At 73.3% G+C, this 16,802-nt stretch carries 13 protein-coding genes; 8 read left to right on the top strand and 5 right to left on the bottom strand.

Annotated elements, in window-relative coordinates; all coding sequences use genetic code 11:
* Positions 1 to 142: 142 nt before the first annotated feature.
* The gene (gene recQ, locus ACIQVI_RS02880) at positions 143 to 2,170 is read right to left on the bottom strand and encodes a DNA helicase RecQ (protein ID WP_403590206.1); all 2,028 of its coding nucleotides are present in this window, start codon (positions 2,168 to 2,170) and stop codon (positions 143 to 145) included.
* A 156-nt stretch (positions 2,171 to 2,326) separates the two neighbouring features.
* Positions 2,327 to 4,150 carry an ABC transporter ATP-binding protein gene (locus tag ACIQVI_RS02875; RefSeq protein WP_403590203.1) on the bottom strand — a complete coding sequence of 608 codons (1,824 nt, stop codon included), beginning with the start codon at positions 4,148 to 4,150 and terminating at the stop codon, positions 2,327 to 2,329.
* 183 nt (positions 4,151 to 4,333) lie between these two features.
* Between ACIQVI_RS02875 and ACIQVI_RS02870 the strand changes: the two genes are divergently transcribed.
* Positions 4,334 to 4,585, top strand: coding sequence for an EF-hand domain-containing protein (locus ACIQVI_RS02870; RefSeq protein WP_351973710.1), 252 nt, complete (start codon positions 4,334 to 4,336; stop codon positions 4,583 to 4,585).
* A 44-nt stretch (positions 4,586 to 4,629) separates the two neighbouring features.
* On the opposite strand, the gene ACIQVI_RS02865 is transcribed toward ACIQVI_RS02870, so the two are convergent.
* Positions 4,630 to 4,926 (bottom strand): hypothetical protein, encoded by a 297-nt coding sequence (locus ACIQVI_RS02865; protein ID WP_351973422.1) that lies wholly within the window; start codon positions 4,924 to 4,926, stop codon positions 4,630 to 4,632.
* Positions 4,927 to 5,098: 172 nt separating this feature from the next.
* Positions 5,099 to 7,270, bottom strand: a complete 2,172-nt coding sequence (locus ACIQVI_RS02860) for a hypothetical protein (RefSeq protein WP_403590200.1) — start codon at positions 7,268 to 7,270, stop codon at positions 5,099 to 5,101.
* Positions 7,271 to 7,436: 166 nt separating this feature from the next.
* On the opposite strand from ACIQVI_RS02860, the gene ACIQVI_RS02855 reads away from it, so the two are divergent.
* Positions 7,437 to 7,625 carry a CsbD family protein gene (locus ACIQVI_RS02855; RefSeq protein WP_351973420.1) on the top strand — a complete coding sequence of 63 codons (189 nt, stop codon included), beginning with the start codon at positions 7,437 to 7,439 and terminating at the stop codon, positions 7,623 to 7,625.
* A 140-nt stretch (positions 7,626 to 7,765) separates the two neighbouring features.
* Here the strand turns inward: ACIQVI_RS02855 and ACIQVI_RS02850 are convergent, their stop codons facing one another.
* Complete coding sequence (locus ACIQVI_RS02850) at positions 7,766 to 8,560, bottom strand: polysaccharide deacetylase family protein (RefSeq protein ID WP_351973419.1); 795 nt, start codon at positions 8,558 to 8,560, stop codon at positions 7,766 to 7,768.
* A gap of 377 nt (positions 8,561 to 8,937) precedes the next feature.
* Here ACIQVI_RS02850 and ACIQVI_RS02845 point away from each other — a divergent pair, with 377 nt between their 5' ends.
* From ACIQVI_RS02845 to ACIQVI_RS02820, 6 genes are all read left to right on the top strand, one after another.
* On the top strand, positions 8,938 to 9,471 hold the full coding sequence (locus ACIQVI_RS02845; RefSeq protein WP_403590196.1) for a hypothetical protein: 534 nt from the start codon (positions 8,938 to 8,940) through the stop codon (positions 9,469 to 9,471).
* A 390-nt stretch (positions 9,472 to 9,861) separates the two neighbouring features.
* Positions 9,862 to 11,988, top strand: coding sequence for a hypothetical protein (locus ACIQVI_RS02840; RefSeq protein WP_403590193.1), 2,127 nt, complete (start codon positions 9,862 to 9,864; stop codon positions 11,986 to 11,988).
* A gap of 88 nt (positions 11,989 to 12,076) precedes the next feature.
* Complete coding sequence (pelF, locus tag ACIQVI_RS02835; protein ID WP_351971725.1) at positions 12,077 to 13,591, top strand: GT4 family glycosyltransferase PelF; 1,515 nt, start codon at positions 12,077 to 12,079, stop codon at positions 13,589 to 13,591.
* Positions 13,588 to 14,988, top strand: a complete 1,401-nt coding sequence (locus tag ACIQVI_RS02830) for a hypothetical protein (protein WP_351971724.1) — start codon at positions 13,588 to 13,590, stop codon at positions 14,986 to 14,988. The genes pelF and ACIQVI_RS02830 overlap by 4 nt, the downstream gene beginning before the upstream one ends.
* Before the next feature lie 66 nt (positions 14,989 to 15,054).
* On the top strand, positions 15,055 to 16,056 hold the full coding sequence (locus ACIQVI_RS02825) for a GDP-mannose 4,6-dehydratase (RefSeq protein ID WP_403590190.1): 1,002 nt from the start codon (positions 15,055 to 15,057) through the stop codon (positions 16,054 to 16,056).
* 31 nt (positions 16,057 to 16,087) lie between these two features.
* The gene (locus ACIQVI_RS02820) at positions 16,088 to 16,801 is read left to right on the top strand and encodes a nucleotidyltransferase family protein (RefSeq protein WP_351971722.1); all 714 of its coding nucleotides are present in this window, start codon (positions 16,088 to 16,090) and stop codon (positions 16,799 to 16,801) included.
* Position 16,802 lies beyond the last annotated feature (1 nt).

The raw sequence follows: 16,802 nt of genomic DNA, 5'->3' as shown, positions 1-16,802 counted from the left end.
GCTCCGCAAACGGAACGAACGCGGGCGGTCACCGGGGAGGACGCGACCGGCACCCCTCTCCCGACGGGGGCCGGAAGGCCGGTGCGGACGGGCCAGGACCCGGCCCCGTCCGCTCCTCTCCCGGGCCTCTCCCCTTCCTCCCCTACTCCTCGTCCCACGGCGGTTCGGACTCGTCGAAGTCGAAGGGCGGCTCGTCGTCGTACGGGGCGGCGGGCGCGGACCCGGACGCTGTGGCCGCACGGGCGGGCGTGGCCGGGCCGTCCGGTGCGGGCGCGGCCGTCTCCCGCGACCCCTCGGCCGGCGCGGCGGCCCCGGCCCCGCCCCCGGCCTCCGCCAGCGTCTCCAGGACGCCTTCGGCGTACTTGGTCAGCTTGGCCTCGCCGACCCCGCCGACTGTGCCCAGCTCCTCGACCGTGGTGGGGAGCAGCGTGGCGATCTCCCGCAGCGTCGCGTCGTGGAAGACGACGTACGCCGGGACGCCCTGCTCGCGGGCGGTCGCGGCCCGCCAGGCGCGGAGCGCCTCGAAGACCGGCACGGCCTCCGCCGGCAGGTCGACCGGCACGCGGGCGCCCTTGCCGGAGCGGCTCCCGGACTCCTTCCGGGCCGGGGCGACCGCCTTCTCCTTGCGCATCTGGACGGTGCGGCGCCCGCCCAGGACCTCGCCGCTCTGCTCGGTGAGGACGAGCGTCCCGTAGTCCCCCTCGACCGCGAGCAGGCCCTGCGCGAGGAGCTGGCGGACGATCCCGCGCCACTCGGCGGTGCTCAGGTCGGAGCCGACGCCGAACACCGAGAGGGCGTCGTGGTCGAACTGGATGACCTTGGCCGTCTTCTTCCCCTGGAGGATGTCGACGATCTGCCCGGCGCCGAACTTCTGGCGCCGCTCCTTGGCGAGCCGCCACACCGTGGACAGCAGCTTCTGCGCGGCGACCGTGCCGTCCCAGGACTCGGCCGGGGTCAGACAGGTGTCGCAGTTGCCGCAGGGCTCGCCCTTCTGCCCGAAGTACTCCAGGAGGCGCACCCGGCGGCAGTCGACGGTCTCGCAGAGCGCCAGCATGGCGTCCAGGTGCCGGGCGAGGCCCCGGCGGTGCTGCTCGTCGCCCTCGGAGCCGTCGATGAGCTTGCGCTGCTGGACCACGTCCTGGAGGCCGTACGCCAGCCACGCCGTGGCCGGCTCGCCGTCCCGGCCCGCGCGGCCGGTCTCCTGGTAGTAGCCCTCGACGGACTTCGGCAGGTCGAGGTGGGCCACGAACCGCACGTCCGGCTTGTCGATGCCCATGCCGAAGGCGATCGTCGCCACCACGACGACGCCGTCCTCGCGCAGGAAGCGGGCCTGGTTCGCGGCGCGCGTGCGGGCGTCCATGCCGGCGTGGTACGGCACGGCGTCGACGCCCTGCTCCACCAGGAGCGCGGCGGTCTTCTCGACGGAGGAGCGCGAGAGGCAGTAGACGACTCCGGCGTCCCCGGCGTGCTCGGTCCTGATCAGCTCCAGGAGCTGCTTGAACGGGTTGTTCTTGGGGACGATGCGGTACTGGATGTTCGGCCGGTCGAAGCCGGCGACGAAGTGCCGGGCGTCCTCCAGGCCCAGCCGCTTCGCGATCTCGGCGTGGGTGGCCTCGGTGGCCGTCGCCGTCAGCGCGATCCGGGGCACCTTCGGCCACCGCTCGTGCAGCATGGACAGGGCGAGGTAGTCGGGCCGGAAGTCGTGGCCCCACTGGGAGACGCAGTGCGCCTCGTCGATCGCGAAGAGCGACACCCGGCCCCGGTCCAGGAGCCGCTGGGTGCCCTCGGTCCGCAGCCGCTCGGGGGCCAGGTAGAGCAGGTCCAGCTCGTCCGCGAGGAACGCCTGCTCGACGGCCTGCCGCTCGTACGGGTCCTGTGTGGAGTTCAGGAATCCGGCCCGCACCCCGAGCGCCCGCAGTGCGTCCACCTGGTCCTGCATGAGCGCGATGAGGGGCGAGATCACGATGCCCGTGCCGTCCCTGACCAGGGCGGGGATCTGGTAGCAGAGCGACTTGCCGCCGCCGGTCGGCATCAGGACGAGCGCGTCGCCGCCGCCGACGACCTGCTCGATGATCTCCTGCTGCTCCCCCCGGAAGGAGCTGTAGCCGAAGACACGGTGGAGCACCCGGGCGGGCTCGGAGATCTCTGGGGAAGCGTCGGAGAGGACCATTCGTGAAGCGTATCCGTCCCCGCCGACACCCCGGTCCCGTCCGCCGCAACCTGTGGAAAACCCATGCGGGCCGGTCCCCGGCCATGCGTGGAGGACCCGCGCGGACCGGCTCCGGCCAAGCTTGGCGAATCCGCCCGGACCGGCCCCGGCGGCCCGTCATCGACTCAGGTCGGCCTCCTCGCGGGTGTCGTCGAGGAAGCCGCCCGACTGGTGCCGCCACAGCTTGGCGTAGGCGCCGTCCGCGTCGAGCAGCGCCTGGTGCGTGCCCTGCTCGACGATCCGGCCCCGGTCGAGGACGACGAGCCGGTCCATGCCGGCCACCGTGCTCAGCCGGTGGGCGACGACGAGCGCGGTCCGCCCCTCCATGAGGCGCCACAACGCCTCCTGGACGAGGATCTCGCTCTCGGAGTCCAGGGCGCTGGTGGCCTCGTCGAGGAGGAGGATCGGGGCGTCGCGCAGGATCGCCCGGGCGAGGGCGACCCGCTGGCGCTGGCCTCCGGAGAGCTTCACGCCCCGCTCGCCCACCATGGTGTCGAAGCCGTCGGGGAGCCCGTCGACGAACTCCGTGACGTGCGCCGCGTCGGCCGCGCGCCGGATCTCGGCCTCGGTGGCGTCCGGCCGGGCGAAGGCGATGTTGTCCCGCAGGCTCCGGTGGAACATCGCCGGGTCCTGCGGCACGTAGGCGATCATGCTCCGCAGGTCGGCCTGGCGCAGTCCGCCGATGTCCTGGCCGCCGACGAGGATCCGGCCGCCGTCGACGTCCGTCATCCGCAGCAGCAGCCGGGTGAGGGACGTCTTGCCGCCGCCGGACCTGCCGACGAAGCCGATCTTCGCCCCGCCGGGCACGTCCAGGTCGAGCCCCTCGAAGAGGGGCTTCGCGCCCGCGTGGGCGAAGGTGACCTTCTCGAAGCGGACGCCGGTGCCCCGGGGCGCCAGGGGCTCCGGGGTCTCCGGGTCGAGCACGGTGGGCGGTTCGAGGAGCAGTTCGGTGAACTGCCCGGCCTCCGTCATCGCGCTCTCCAGGCGCCGGTAGATCTGGTTGAACTCGAACATGATCCGGGTCGCGTTGGAGTAGTAGGTGAAGGCCACGATGACGGCCTCCACGCCGTGTTCTCCGCCGCCGAGGGCGACGGCGAGGAGGAGTCCCAGGACGTTCGTCAGGACGGACATCGGCGCGACCAGCGTGTCGATGCGCAGATTGCCGTAGTCCCAGGACCGCAGGGTGAGCCGCCGCGACTCCGCGACGCGGGAGCGGTGCTCGGCGGCCTCCCGGTCCTCGGCGGCGAACGACCGGACCGTGTCCATGTTCATGAGGGTGTCGGCGACGTGTCCCGAGACCCGGGCGATGGCCTGTTCCCGCTGGGCGACGAGCGCCTGGCGGCGGCGGATCAGCGGGGTGACGCACAGGCCGGTGAAGGCGATCAGCGTCAGGAGGCCGACCACGAGCAGCGGGTCGTACTGCCAGAGCACCACCGAGGCGAAGAGCAGCGGGACGACGTTGCCCATGACGGAGAAGGTCAGCGTGTCGACGAACACCTCGAAGCGGGAGGCGAAACTGAGGACCCGCTTGGTCAGCGATCCGGCGAAGTTGTCGTGGAAGAACGAGGAGTCCTTGGCGAACAGTTCGTCCATGCCGACGACGTACAGGTCCTCGATGCCCCGGGCGTCGAGGCGGTTCAGGCAGTGCAGTCCGACGCGCCACAGCCCCTCGCCGAGGAGCAGCACGCCGGCGAACCCGAGGACGTACGGAAGGTGCGCGCCGATGTCACCGGCGCCGGCGCCGTCCCCGGCGACCTGTGCGACGAGCTTGGCGACGACGAGCGGCGCCACGTAGAAGATGCCGATGTTGCCGAGCGCCGGCAGCAGCATGGCCGGCGCGGTCAGCCACCGCAGACGGAGCAGTTGCCGTCCGTAGTGGCGCAGTGCGAGGAGCACCGAGCCCTTGGACGGTAATCCTTCACGCGTTTCAGGTGATCCCATACCCAACCCTGTGCTGTCGTGCCGAAGGTGAGGAAAGGGAGTCTCCCGCGCAAACGTCTCCGCGGTCCACGTGTTTTCGACGGCCCTCCGGGGGCCGGGGCAACCTGTCGCGCCCGTCCCGCGTCCTTCCGCACAGGACCCGACGCCGCCCGGCGGCCACCGACCCAGGAGCCAGGACATCCCATGAGCGACAAGGCCCGGACCCTCTTCGACGCGCTCGACCTCGACCGGGACGGCACCCTGACCCGGAGCGAGGTCATCGACGCCCTGCGGTCCAAGGGCCCCACACTGGCCGCGCGGGGCGTGATCCCCTTCTGGGGCGTGGGGACCGAGGACGATTCCTCGGCCCTGTTCGACGAGGCGGACATGAACGGCGACCGCGTGCTGTCCTTCGAGGAGTTCGCGACGCTGGTGAACCGGCGTTTCGGCTGGTGAGCCCCGGGCCGTCACCGGCCCGGGGAGGGGTGGGGAGGGACGGGTCAGACGGAGACCGCGGGGAGCACCCCGGTGACCGGCGCGGCCAGGTCGGTGAGCTGGTGGAGCTGCTGGAGGTCGTGGATCCGGTCGAGCCCGCCGAGCTGCTCGGCGAGGCCGGGGAGCTGGGCGGCCTGCTCCTCGGGGAGGCCGGTCGCGGCGAGGGAGTCGAGCTCCGTGACCGGGTTGACCGGCGGGCCGAGCGGGCCGGCGGCGGGAGCGGCGCTCGCCGCGGACGCGCCCAGGCAGGAGAAGGCGGCGGCGACGGCGAGGACGGAGGAGATGCGTCGTGTGGAGATCATGCCCTGACCAACGCGACCGGTCGGCCGGCGGACACGGCCGCCCCCGTTCGTACCGTCCGAACGGGGGCCGCCGAAGCCGAAGGGCGAGGAAAGCGAAGGGACTAGCGATAACTTTTTGGAGAAGTTGGAGAAGGAAGCCCCTTCATGGCCTCGCCCGGTACGACCGTAGCAGTCAGGCGGGGATCAGGTCGCGCAGATTTTCCGGGGTGAACACGCGGGAGCCCGGGGGCAGTCCGACGGGGCGGTCCAGACCGACGTACGTGACGGGGCCGTCCGGCACCGTCGTCCCGTCCCACGGGGTCGTCGTCAGGGCGTCGGCCGCCATCAGGTCCACGAGGTGGCGGACCGTCAGCGGGGTGCGGGCGAGCAGCCCCCGGAGCAGGACCGCGACCGACACCCGGTTCTCCTCGACGCGGTTCGCCGACGGGCTGCCCTTGAGGTACAGGTGCAGCCAGCGGGCGTGCCAGCGGCCGTCGTCGTCCCGCGCGAACGCGAGCGGCAGCGCGACCCGGCCGGGACCGCGCAGGTCCGACTTCATGCGGACCGTGCGCGGTTCGAACGGGCGCCCCTTCTGCTCGGCGTCGCGCAGCATGAAGCCGAAGAACGACTCCTCGACCTCCTCGAAGCCCTCGCCGGAGTAGATGTTCACCTGCGGGACGACGTACGTGCCGCGCACGGCTCCGAGCCGCAGGTCGATGAACTCCGAGGCGCCCTCGGGGGCGTCGGTGATGTCGCCCGAGTGCGCGCCCTCGACGGCGGTGAGGGCGGTGTACGAGAGCCAGGTGACGGTCTGATGATCGGCGTCCAGGACGAGGGCCGAGAGGTCGTAGTCGGTCCTCCGGCCCGTCTGCTTCCAGTACGTGAAGAAGCGCAGCAGGTCGCCCTCGACGGGCGAGACGGAGCCGCGCGGCAGGACGCCGAGGCCGTCGGCGGTGGCCCGGCCGCTGAGCGGGAGCGCCACGTCGAGGACGGCGGGGTCGACGAGCAGGTGGCCGGGCGCGGGGAGCCGTCGCCGGGTCTCGGCGTCGAGGACGGCGCACAGGCGCTCGCGCACGGCGGCCGGCAGCGGCGGCCTGGTGTCGGCGGTGACCCAGGCGCCGCCGAGCCGGTTGACGAAGACCCGGGGCTCCCCCTCCCCGTCCGTCCGGTTCCGGAGGTGGTCGCGGAGGGAGAGGACGACGCGGCCGGACACCTGCGGGAGGGCCTCCTCGCACGCGGTGACGACGGCGTCCAGCTCCTCGGGGCCGTCCGCCGCGCGCAGCAGCCGGTCGAGGGCGCGCAGGAGCCGGCCGGGGGCGGAGGTGAGGAGCGCGGCCGCGCCGGTGACGTCGTTCCGGCCGAGCAGCGCCTCCACGCGGCCGTCGAAGGACGGGGCCGCCTTCTCGCCCCGGGCAACGGCGAAGACCTCGGCGGCGTGCGGCCACCGGGGGTGTTCGTGCGGGTGGAGCCGCTCGCCCAGGCGCTTCCAGGCCTCGCGGTGCGCGGAGACGTCGGAGAGCTTGGCGGGGCTCGCGGCGACGACGGCGTCCAGGCCGCCGAGCAGGGCGCGGCGGACCGGCCGGGACAGGGCGCGGAAGCGGGTCGGCTCGCGCAGGGTGACGTCGCCGCCGGCGAGCGCGCACGCCAGCCGGAGGACGTCGGTGACGGTGTCCAGGAACGGGTCGGCGCCGGCCGCGAGCCGGGCCCGGTTGACGACGGCGCGGATCTCCCGGACCGGGATCGCCTCGGGCTGGGGCCCGTCGGCGCGGCGCTCGGCGAGGACGGCGAGGTCGCGCAGGTGGTCGTCGCCGAGCGGTGTGGTGCTTCCGGCCAGGGCGAGGTAGAGGGCGGTGGCCTCGTCGGCGAGCGGGCGGCCGGGGCGGAGGACGGTCAGGCGGTCGGCGGCGGAGGCGATCAGCTCGTCGTGGGCGGCGATCAGCTCCTCGTAGGTGTGCCGGTAGGTGCCGTAGGACGGCAGGTCGAGCAGGTTCACCACTCCGGCGCGCAGCCGCTCGGTCACGGTCTTGCGCGTGGCGGGGGCGGTGAGGGCCTCGGCGAGGCACTGCGCCCAGAAGTCCTGGGTGTCGGGCACGCCGGCCGGGAAGTCCTTGAAGTAGGCGTTGTGCCGGACGTGGTCGCCGACCAGCTCGCGGACGGTGTCCAGGGTGCGGGCGGCGGTCGCGAGGACCGTTTCCCGGGCGAGGCCGGAGAGCGCTTCGAGGAGGTCGGCGGAGAGCTTGAAGCCCACCGAGATCAGGGCGGCGTCGAACTGCCGGGCCGCCCCGGCGCCCTCTCCGGCGGGGCCGGCCGGGACGGGGAGGCGGTGGGTGTGCCGGACGACCAGACGTTCGAGGGCGTGATCCATTCCGGCATGGTGTCAGCCGTTCGCACGCACGTGCATACGGTTTTCGCCCCGGGCGCGGAGGCCCCGGTCGCCGGGATCGTGCCGGGAGGGTTGCCGAGCGGGATTCGGGGAACCCGCCTAACGTGACCGAAGTACCCCAGTCGACCAGAAAAGGGGCGTATCAGTCATGGGTGAGAGCCACATGGACAAGGCCAAGGGCAAGCTCAAGGAGGCCGCCGGCAAGGCGACCGGCAACGAGCGCCTGAAGAGCGAGGGCCAGGCGGACCAGATGAAGGGCCGGGCCCGCGAGGTGGGCGAGAAGGCCCAGGGGAAGGCCGAGGGCGTCCGCGACTCCCTCAAGCGCGACGACTCCTAGGCTCGCACCACCGCTCGGGCCGCCGTACCGCGCTCTGGAGGACGGTCCGAACAGGAAGGACCGCCCGGCACCCGCCGGGCGGTCCTCCTCGCGTGTACGGACCTCCGGAGGGCCACAAGGGCCCTCAAGGCCCCGGGGCCTCAGGGGGTCGTGCGGACGGGGAAGCTGAAGGCGTGCCCCTGCTGCTTGAGCCACGGCAGCACCTGCCGCAGGGCCGCGACGGTCTGGCCGCGGTCGCCGCCGCCGTCGTGGAAGAGGATGGTCGGGCCGTTGGACAGCTCGTTCTTGACCGTGTTCACGATCGCGGCCGTGCCGGGCAGCTCGAAGTCCTTGGTGTCCACGTTCCAGCCGAGCGGCCGCATCCCCGCCGCGGCGGCGATCCGCCGGCTGTCCGGGGTGAAGGCGCCGCCCGGCGCCCGGTAGTACTCGACCTTCGCTCCCCCGGCCGCGTCCTCGATCATCTTCTTCGCGTCCAGGATCTGCCGCTTCTGGTACTCGACGGACTTCTTGTCCATCGTGGTGTCGTGGGAGATCGTGTGGTCGCAGAGCCGGTGGCCGTCCGCGACGACCCTCCTGACGAGGTCGGGGTGCCGCTTCGCCTCGGGTCCCACCATGCAGAACACGGCCTTGACCCCGTGCTCCTTCAGGATGTCCAGCATCTGGGGCGTCCAGCGCGGGTCGGGCCCGTCGTCGATGGTGATGTTCACGGCCGTGCCGCCCGCCTCGGCGTCGTGCGCGATGCTCTCGGGCATCTTCTTCGGCGGCGCCTGGGCCGGCCCCTTGGCCCCCGGCGTGGGCCCGGCCGTCACGCGCCCGGTCCCGGCGTCGGCCTCCGCCTCCGTCTGCGTCACCGCACTGGCCGCCCACACCGCCAGGCTGAGTCCGACCGCGGAGGCGACCACCGCTATGTGCGCCGTGTACTTGTTCCGCCCCATGGAATTGTCCACTCCCCGTTGTCGCAGGTCCTGCTCCCGGGTGAGAGGACGGTGCGAACGGCGGGAAGGTTTCATCCCGCGGGGTCGAAAGTCGGCCCCTTGGCCGGGACCGGGCCCCCTCCGGCCGACACGGCGGACATCGTGGACTGTTGCGTACGCGCCAATGGTGTACGCCACACTGTGGGCACGCGCCGGGTTCCGGTCCGGCCGGCGGCGCGCGGGCGCACCCGTCGCGGCGTGCGCGGATGCGCCCGGCCGGCCCGCGTCACACTTTCTCCGCAAGCCCTTCACGGGAAGCGCGCTTTCGGCCGCGAACCGCCCGGACGGCCCGTGCGGGGGCAGACGCCGGGCCGCGCCCGTCCCTAGCCTCCCGGGCCATGCGATCCCACCTCACGAGACGCCTGGGTCTCACCGCCGTCCTCGCCCTCTTCCTCGCCGTCTTCGGCCTGGCCCCGGCCGCGAGCGCGTCCGAGCCGCTCGCCCCCGCCGAGCTGACGTTCAGCACCGACGCCGCCACGACCGCCCCCGGCGGCACGGTGAACCTGTCCGTCACGCTGACGAACAACAAGACCCACGACATCTGGTTCGTCTACCAGACGATCGACCCCACCTGGCTGACCACCCAGCGCCCGGACCTGAAGTACTCCTTCACCGGCTGTTCGCTGGCCGGTCCCGGCGGCAGCAGCACCCCCTGCGCCGGCACCGGACCCGCCAACCTCGGCTCCAACTACGGGGCCACCGTGCCGCCCGGCCAGAGCCGCACCGTGACCCTGACGCTCCAGGTCGCCGCCGACTCCGGCTGCAACGGCAACATCGGCTTCTACTCGTACTTCTACGCCGAGTTCAGCGACAGCTCCAGCACCAGCGGCGGTCCGGTCTACACGCCCGAGACCCGCGTCCTCTGCGCCTGACGGTCCGTCGGCCGGGCGGGGCGCGTCCGGAAACAGACCACGCCCCGATCGGCCCACCGGTCTAAACCAATGGCGGTCGTCCCGGCGGTCCCACGGTCCGCCGGCGCCCCTCCTCCCCCTCCCACCTGGGCATCGAGCCCGCGGCGGGAGGGGCGGCCGGGGCCCGGGACGCCTTCCGGTCCGATCGTCACACCGGAACCACCGCCCCGGGCGCCCGCGTTTTTCCGTCAGCTTTCGCGGCGGGACCACAAAAGCTCCACAGATACCTCACCATTTGACGCGACGGATGCGTGAACGACCGGCCTTCGAGGGGGATGCCGGCGTCCACGAGGGGGTGCGTCCGCTCCTCGGAGCCGTACTCACCCCTGCTCCGGGAGGGGACACCACCGCATGAAGCGGCTCATAGGCACCACCTTGTTCACCACGGGCGCGCTCGTCGCCGCCCTCGTCCTGCCGGGCGCCTCGGCGCAGGCGGTCGAACTGGACCCCCGCGTCGACCTGAGGGTCCTCGTCGTGAGCGACGGCGGTCCGGCCACCGCCGCCATCGCCGCCGAACTGGAGGCCGCGGGAACGCCGTACACGGAGATCGACCTCACCCGTGCCGACCGCCCCGTCATCAACGCCGGATACCTCGCGGACAGCGTGGGCAACCGGAACCGGGCGAAGTTCCAGGCCGTCGTCCTGCCGAACGACAACCCGTTCCCGGCCGGCTCCGCCGAGATGACCGCGCTCGCGAACTACGAGCGGGCCTACGACATCCCGCAGGTCGACGCGTACACCTACGCCCGGCCCGAGGTCGGCCTCCAGTACGCCGTCTACGGCGGGTACGCGGGAAGCCTCGACGGGGTGCAGGCCCAGACCACCGCGGCCGGGCTCTCGGGCCCGTTCGGCTACCTCGAGGGAGCCGTGCCGTTCGAGGACAACTCGCCGACCGTCGGCGAGAGCTACGCCTACCTGTCGACGCCGGTGGCGGGCGCCGACTTCACCTCGTACGTCGACGCCGCGATCCCCGGGACGGCCCAGCGCGGGTCCCTGGTCGGCGAGTACCGGCATGACGGGCGCCGCGAACTGGTCGTCACCTTCGTCTACAACCAGTACCAGCAGCAGTTCCGCCTCCTGGCCCGCGGCATCGTGGACTGGATGACCGGCGGGACGCACCTGGGCGCCTCCCGGAACTACTTCGCCGTCCACGTCGACGACGTGTTCGCGGCGGACGACCGCTGGAACTCCACGCTCAACTGCACGCCCGGCGACGTGGACTGCACCGACCCCAACGCCGTGCCGGACCCGATCCGGATGACGGCCGCCGACGTGGACCACGCCGCCTCCTGGCAGACCTCGCGCGGCTTCACCCTGGACATGGCCTACAACGCCGCCGGCACCGTCGACTTCCGCGCGGACAACAACGGCGCGGACCCGCTGGCCGACCGGTTCGTCGCGAAGCGGAACGACTTCCGCTGGATCAACCACACCTACACGCACGCCTTCCTCGGCTGCGAGCAGAACACGAGCGTGGTGCCGTGGCAGTGCGCCACGAACCCCAACGGCTCGGTCAAGTGGGTCTCCCGGCAGGACATCTCCGACGAGATCGCGCTCAACCGCGTGTGGGGCCAGACCGCCGGACTCCCGCTGGAGAACGACGAACTGGTCACCGGCGAGCACTCCGGACTGCGCGTCCTGCCCCAGCAGAACGTCGACAACCCGAACCTGGGACCGGCCCTCGGCGACAACACCATCGGCTGGCTGGCCTCGGACAACTCCCGCGAGCCCGGACAGCGCCAGGTCGGAACGGCCACGACCGTCCCCCGCTACCCCATGAACGTCTTCTACAACGCGGGCCGGGCGGCCGAGCAGGTCGACGAGTACAACTGGATCTACACCAGCCGCGCGCAGGGCGGCAGCGGGATCTGCGAGGACAACCCGGCGACCACCACCTGCCTGGCCGCCCCGCTCGACCCCGCCACCGGCTACACGGACCACATCGTGCCCCTGGAGCGGCAGATCGCCCTGGGCCACGTCCTCGCCAACGACCCCAAGCCGCACTTCATCCACCAGTCGAACCTGGCCGAGGACCGCATCGCCTACCCGGTCCTGGACGGCGTCCTCGACGCGTACGACGCGCTGTTCGCCCCCAGCACCCCGGTGGTGAACCTGCGGATGAAGGACATCGGCCAGGAGCTCCAGCGGCGCTCCGCCTGGCGCACGGCCGTGCAGAACGGCCAGATCACGGCGTACCGCATCGGCGAGACGGTGACCGTCGAGGGCCCGAGCGGCACGACGGCCCCGGTGACCGTGCCCGAGGGCACCCTGCGCTCCGGCTCCGCCTTCGGCGAGGCGTACGCGGGCGGGCGCTCCGCCTGGACGTCCCTCGCGGGCGCCCCGCTGACCCTGGAGCTGCCCTCCGCCCCGGCCCTCGGCGCGGGCGGCTCCGCCCCGGCCGCGGTCACGGCTCCGGCCCCGGCCGCCCGCGTCCCCGAGGGCGTGGCCGAGCCGGTCGCCCCCGGCACGGACGGCTGACCGCCGCACGCCCGGCGACGTCCCGGCCGCCCCACCGGCGGCCGGGACCGGCACGACCACTCCCACCACGGCCGTGGAGCACACACCTATGCACGTTCACCACGGCGCGCCGCGCTCCGGCGCCCCGCGCGTCACCCTCCTGACCGAAGGCACCTACCCGCACAGCCACGGGGGCGTCAGCGTCTGGTGCGACCAGCTCGTCACCGGGATGCCGGACGTCGAGTTCGACGTCCTCGCCGTCACCGGCTCGGGCCGCGAACCGCTCGCCTGGGACCTGCCGGCCCACGTCTCCCACGTCCTGTCCGTGCCCATGTGGGGCCCGGCGCCGGAGGGCAGGCCGCCCCGGGGCAGGGCGGGCAGGCGGCTCGCCGACGCGTACGAGAAGTTCCTGACGGCGCTGCTCGACCCGGCCGCCGAGGCCGGTTTCGGCCCCGCCCTGTACGCCCTCGCGCACGCCGCCGGAGACGGGCGGCTGAGCCCGTTCCTGCGGAGCGACGCGGCGATCGCGGTGCTCACCTCCGTGTGGCGGCGGCCGGGGCTCGCCGTGCGGGAGGCCCGGCCGACCCTGCACGACGCGATCACGGCCACGGCGCTGCTCGAACACGCGCTGCGGCCGCTGTCCGCGCCGCCGCCGACGGAGGGGGTCGCGCACGCCGTCAGCGGCGGAGTGGCAGCCCTGCCCGGCCTCGCGGCCCTCGAACGGAACGGGGTGCCGCTGCTGCTCACCGAGCACGGCGTGTACCTGCGCGAGCGCTACCTCGGCTACCGCACCGCCCCCTACCGCTGGCCGGTGAAGGCCGTGGTCCTGGGCTTCTTCCGGCTGCTCGCGGAGGAGAGCTACCGCCGGGCGGCCCTGATCACCCCGGGCAACCGCTACAACCGGCTGTGGGAGGAGGAGGGCGGCGCCGACCCCGAGTCCATCCGCACCGTCTACAACGGCGTCGACCCCGCCGCCTTCCCGCCCGCCGGACCCGAGCCGGACGCCCCCACCCTCAGCTGGGCCGGGCGCGTGGACCCGATCAAGGACCTGGAGACGCTGATCCGTTCCCTCGCCCTGGTCCGGGAACGGATGCCCGACGTGCGACTGCGGCTCTTCGGCGGCACGCCCCGGGGCGGCGAGGCCTACCGGGAGCGCTGCGAGGCCCTGGCGGCCGAGCTCGGCCACGCGGACGCCGTGACCTTCGAGGGACGCGTCGACGACATCAAGGACGCCTACGCGGCCGGGAACGTCGTGATGCTCTCCAGCATCAGCGAGGGCTTCCCCTTCACCCTGATCGAGGCGATGTCGTGCGGGCGCGCGACCGTCTCCACCGACGTCGGGGGCGTGCGGGAGGCCGTCGGCGACACCGGGCTCGTGGTGCCGCCGCGCGACCCGGCCGCGATGGCGGAAGCCGCGCTCACGCTCCTCCGCGACCCCGCCCGGCGCCGGGCGATGGGCGAGAACGCCCGGCTGCGGGTGATCGAGCGGTTCACCCTGCGGCAGACCGTCGACACCTTCCGCGCCATCTACCACGAACTGGCCGCCGGGCAACGGCGGCCGGAGCCGGTCCGGATCGTCCTGCCCGTCCCGGCGGTCAGCGGCACGGGGAGCCTCGCCGGATGAGCGGCCCGATATTCCTCGAACCCGGCGGGGCCGAGCAGGACACGCTCGCCATCCGGCTCGCCGTGCCGCGCGCCCGCCGCTTCCTGGACGACGCGACCCTCGCGATCCGGCTCCCCGCGAAGGGACCCGACGAGGAGGCGGTCAGCGCGCTCGCCGCCGAACTCGCCGACCGCATCGGCCCGGCCGTCCACCCCTACGAGGTGGCCGCGCTCCTGGAGGCGGACGGCCTGTCGGCCTCCGTGATCAAGGAGCGGTACGGCCACCCGACCCTGTTCTCGCTCGCGGCGGCGCTGTACGAGCGGGTGCCCCGGGCGTTCCCCGAGCCGGCCGCGCCTCCCGACCCGTGGCGGCCGGACACCGTGCGGTGCCTGCTGCGCGGCCTGCTGTTCGCGCTCCCGGCCCTGGCGTACCTGCTCACCTCCCCGCTGTGGCGGATCGACGAGCACGCCCCCGTCCTGGTCACGGCGGGCGTCGTCTCCTGGGCGTGGGGGCAGGGGCTCGGGCACCGGGCGCACCTGCGGCTCACCACGGGCCGGCGGGAGGCGTCCCGCACGCTGCTCTCCGGTTCCGTGCTCGGGGCGTGCGTGGCCACGGGCCTCGCCGCGATCCCCGCCGGGGGCGGCCCGGCCACCGTGGCGGCGGCGGCCCAGTCGCTGTACCTGGCGGCGGCGGGCGTGCTGCTGGTGCTCGGCCGGGAGCGGCTGCTGCTCGTCGCGCTCAGCCCGCTGATCGCCGGTGCGGCGGTGCTGCCCTGGTGGGAGCCCGGCACCCTGCTGCGGCTCACCTTCCCGCTGCTCGCGCTGTTCGCCACGCTCGCCGTCGCCCTGCGGGTCCTGGCCTCCGGCCTCGCCGTCCCGGCCGCGTCCGAGGGGCCGCGCCCCCGGATGCGCGGCTCCGTGCCGTACGGCCTGTTCGGGCTCGCCGCTGCGGTGCTCGTGATGCTGGAGGGCCGGCAGGACCCGTACGCGGTGATCGTCCTGACGCTGAGCATGGGCCCGGCGGAGTGGCTGCTCTACCGCTACCGGGGCTGGTCGGTCGCCGCGCTGCGCGCCAGCGCGACGCCCCGGGCGTTCCTGCTGCGCTCCTCCGGCGTCCTCGCGCTCTGCCTCGTCTGCTACCTGCTGCTCCTGCTGGTCCCCGCGCTGCTCCTGGGCTCGGGACCGGTCGCGCTGCTGTCCCTCGCGGCGGTCCTGTGGACCGCCCTGCTGCTCCAGGCGTTCGGCGTGGCCTGGCCGCCGGCGGTCGTCTGCCTGACGACGGCCGCGGGCGCCGTGATCATCACCCGGGCGGACCTGCCCGACGGGTCCGCCGTGCTGCCGTCGGTCTGCGCCGCGGCCGCGGTCTGTCTGGCGGCCTGTGTCGTCGCCCTCCTGGGCCGGCCGTCCCCGCACGCCTGACGGACCGCCCGTCCTCCGCTCCTCCGCCCCACCACCCTGCCGTCCCCCGTCGAAAGGACCGAAGAGTTGACCTCCGCACCGCTCGCCGCCGTCACCGGAGCCGAAGGATTCATCGGCTCGCACCTCACGGAGGCGCTCGTCGCCTCCGGCCACCGGGTCAGGGCCATGGCCCAGTACAACTCGTTCTCCTCGTACGGCTGGCTGGAGACCCTCTCCCCCGAGGTCCTCGACCAGGTGGAGATCGTGCTCGGCGACGTCCGCGACCCGGGCTCGGTGCGCGGCCTGCTCGAGGGCGCCGACTGCGCCTACCACCTGGCCGCGCTCATCGCGATCCCGTACTCCTACCAGGCGCCGCACAGTTACGTGGACACCAACGTGACCGGCACCCTGAACGTCCTCGAAGCGGTGCGCGCCCTGGGGACGCCCCGGCTCGTGCACACCTCGACCAGCGAGACGTACGGCACGGCGCAGACGGTCCCGATCACCGAGGACCACCCGATCAACACCCAGTCGCCGTACGCCGCGTCGAAGGCGGGCGGCGACCGGCTCGCGGACAGCTACCACGCCAGCTTCGGCACCCCCGTGGTGACGCTCCGCCCGTTCAACACCTTCGGCCCCCGGCAGTCGATGCGGGCCGTGATCCCCACCGTCATCGGCCAGGTGGCGGCCGGGGAGCGCACCCTCACCCTCGGGGACCTGCGCCCCACCCGGGACTTCACCTACGTGAAGGACACCGCGCGGGCGTTCCTCACGGTGGGCACGGCCCCGGCGGAGGACGTCGTGGGCCGCACCTTCAACGCGGGCACGGGCGGGGAGATCTCCGTCGGCGACCTGGTCGCGCTGATCGGCAAGGTCATGGACACCCCGCTCGACGTCCGCGAGGACCCGGCGCGGCTGCGTCCGGCCGACTCCGAGGTGATGCGGCTGGTCGCGGACGCCTCCCGGCTGACCGCGGCGACCGGCTGGGAGCCGGGCCACTCCCTGGAGGAGGGCCTCGCGCGGACCGCCGAGTGGTTCACCGACCCCGCGAACCTGGCCCGCTACAAGACCGGCATCTACAACATCTGACCCGTCCGGCACGTCCCGCAGGAGGTATGCCATGCACGCTGTGATCCTGGCCGGTGGAAAGGGCGTCCGGCTGCGGCCGTACACCACCGCGCTGCCCAAACCGCTCGTCCCCATCGGCGACGAGCACGCGATCCTGGAGATCGTGCTGCGCCAGCTGTCCCAGGCCGGCTTCACCCACTGCACCCTCGCCATCGGGCACCTCGGCGAGATCATCCGCGCCTACGTGGGCGACGGTTCGCAGTGGGGCCTCAGCATCGACTACGCCACCGAGGAGAACCCGCTCGGCACCATGGGCCCGCTGCTCAACCTGCGCGACCGGCTGCCGGAGCACTTCCTCGTCATGAACGGCGACGTGCTCACCGACCTCGACTACGCCGACGTGCTGAAGCGGCACGAGGTGTCGGGCGCGCCGCTGACCATCGCCACGTACGCCCGCAAGGTGCACATCGACTTCGGGGTGCTGACCACCGACGACAGCCGGGTGGTCGCCTTCACCGAGAAGCCGAGCATCGACTACCGGGTGTCCATGGGGGTCTACGGCGTCTCGCGGAAGACCCTCGACGCCTACACGCCGGGGCTGCCCCTCGGCTTCGACGAGCTGGTGCTCGACCTGCTCGCCGCCGAAACCCCGCCGCACGCCTACGAGTTCGACGGCTACTGGCTGGACATCGGCCGTCCCGACGACTACGACCGGGCCAACGCGGAGTTCACCAGCCGCAAGTCCCTCCTGCTCAAGGGAGCCTGAA

The organism is Streptomyces sp. NPDC098101 (assembly GCF_044760185.1).
GTDB lineage: Bacteria > Actinomycetota > Actinomycetes > Streptomycetales > Streptomycetaceae > Streptomyces.
The sequence above is the reverse complement of the archived record's forward strand: the minus strand, read 5'-3'. Positions and strand labels throughout refer to the sequence as shown.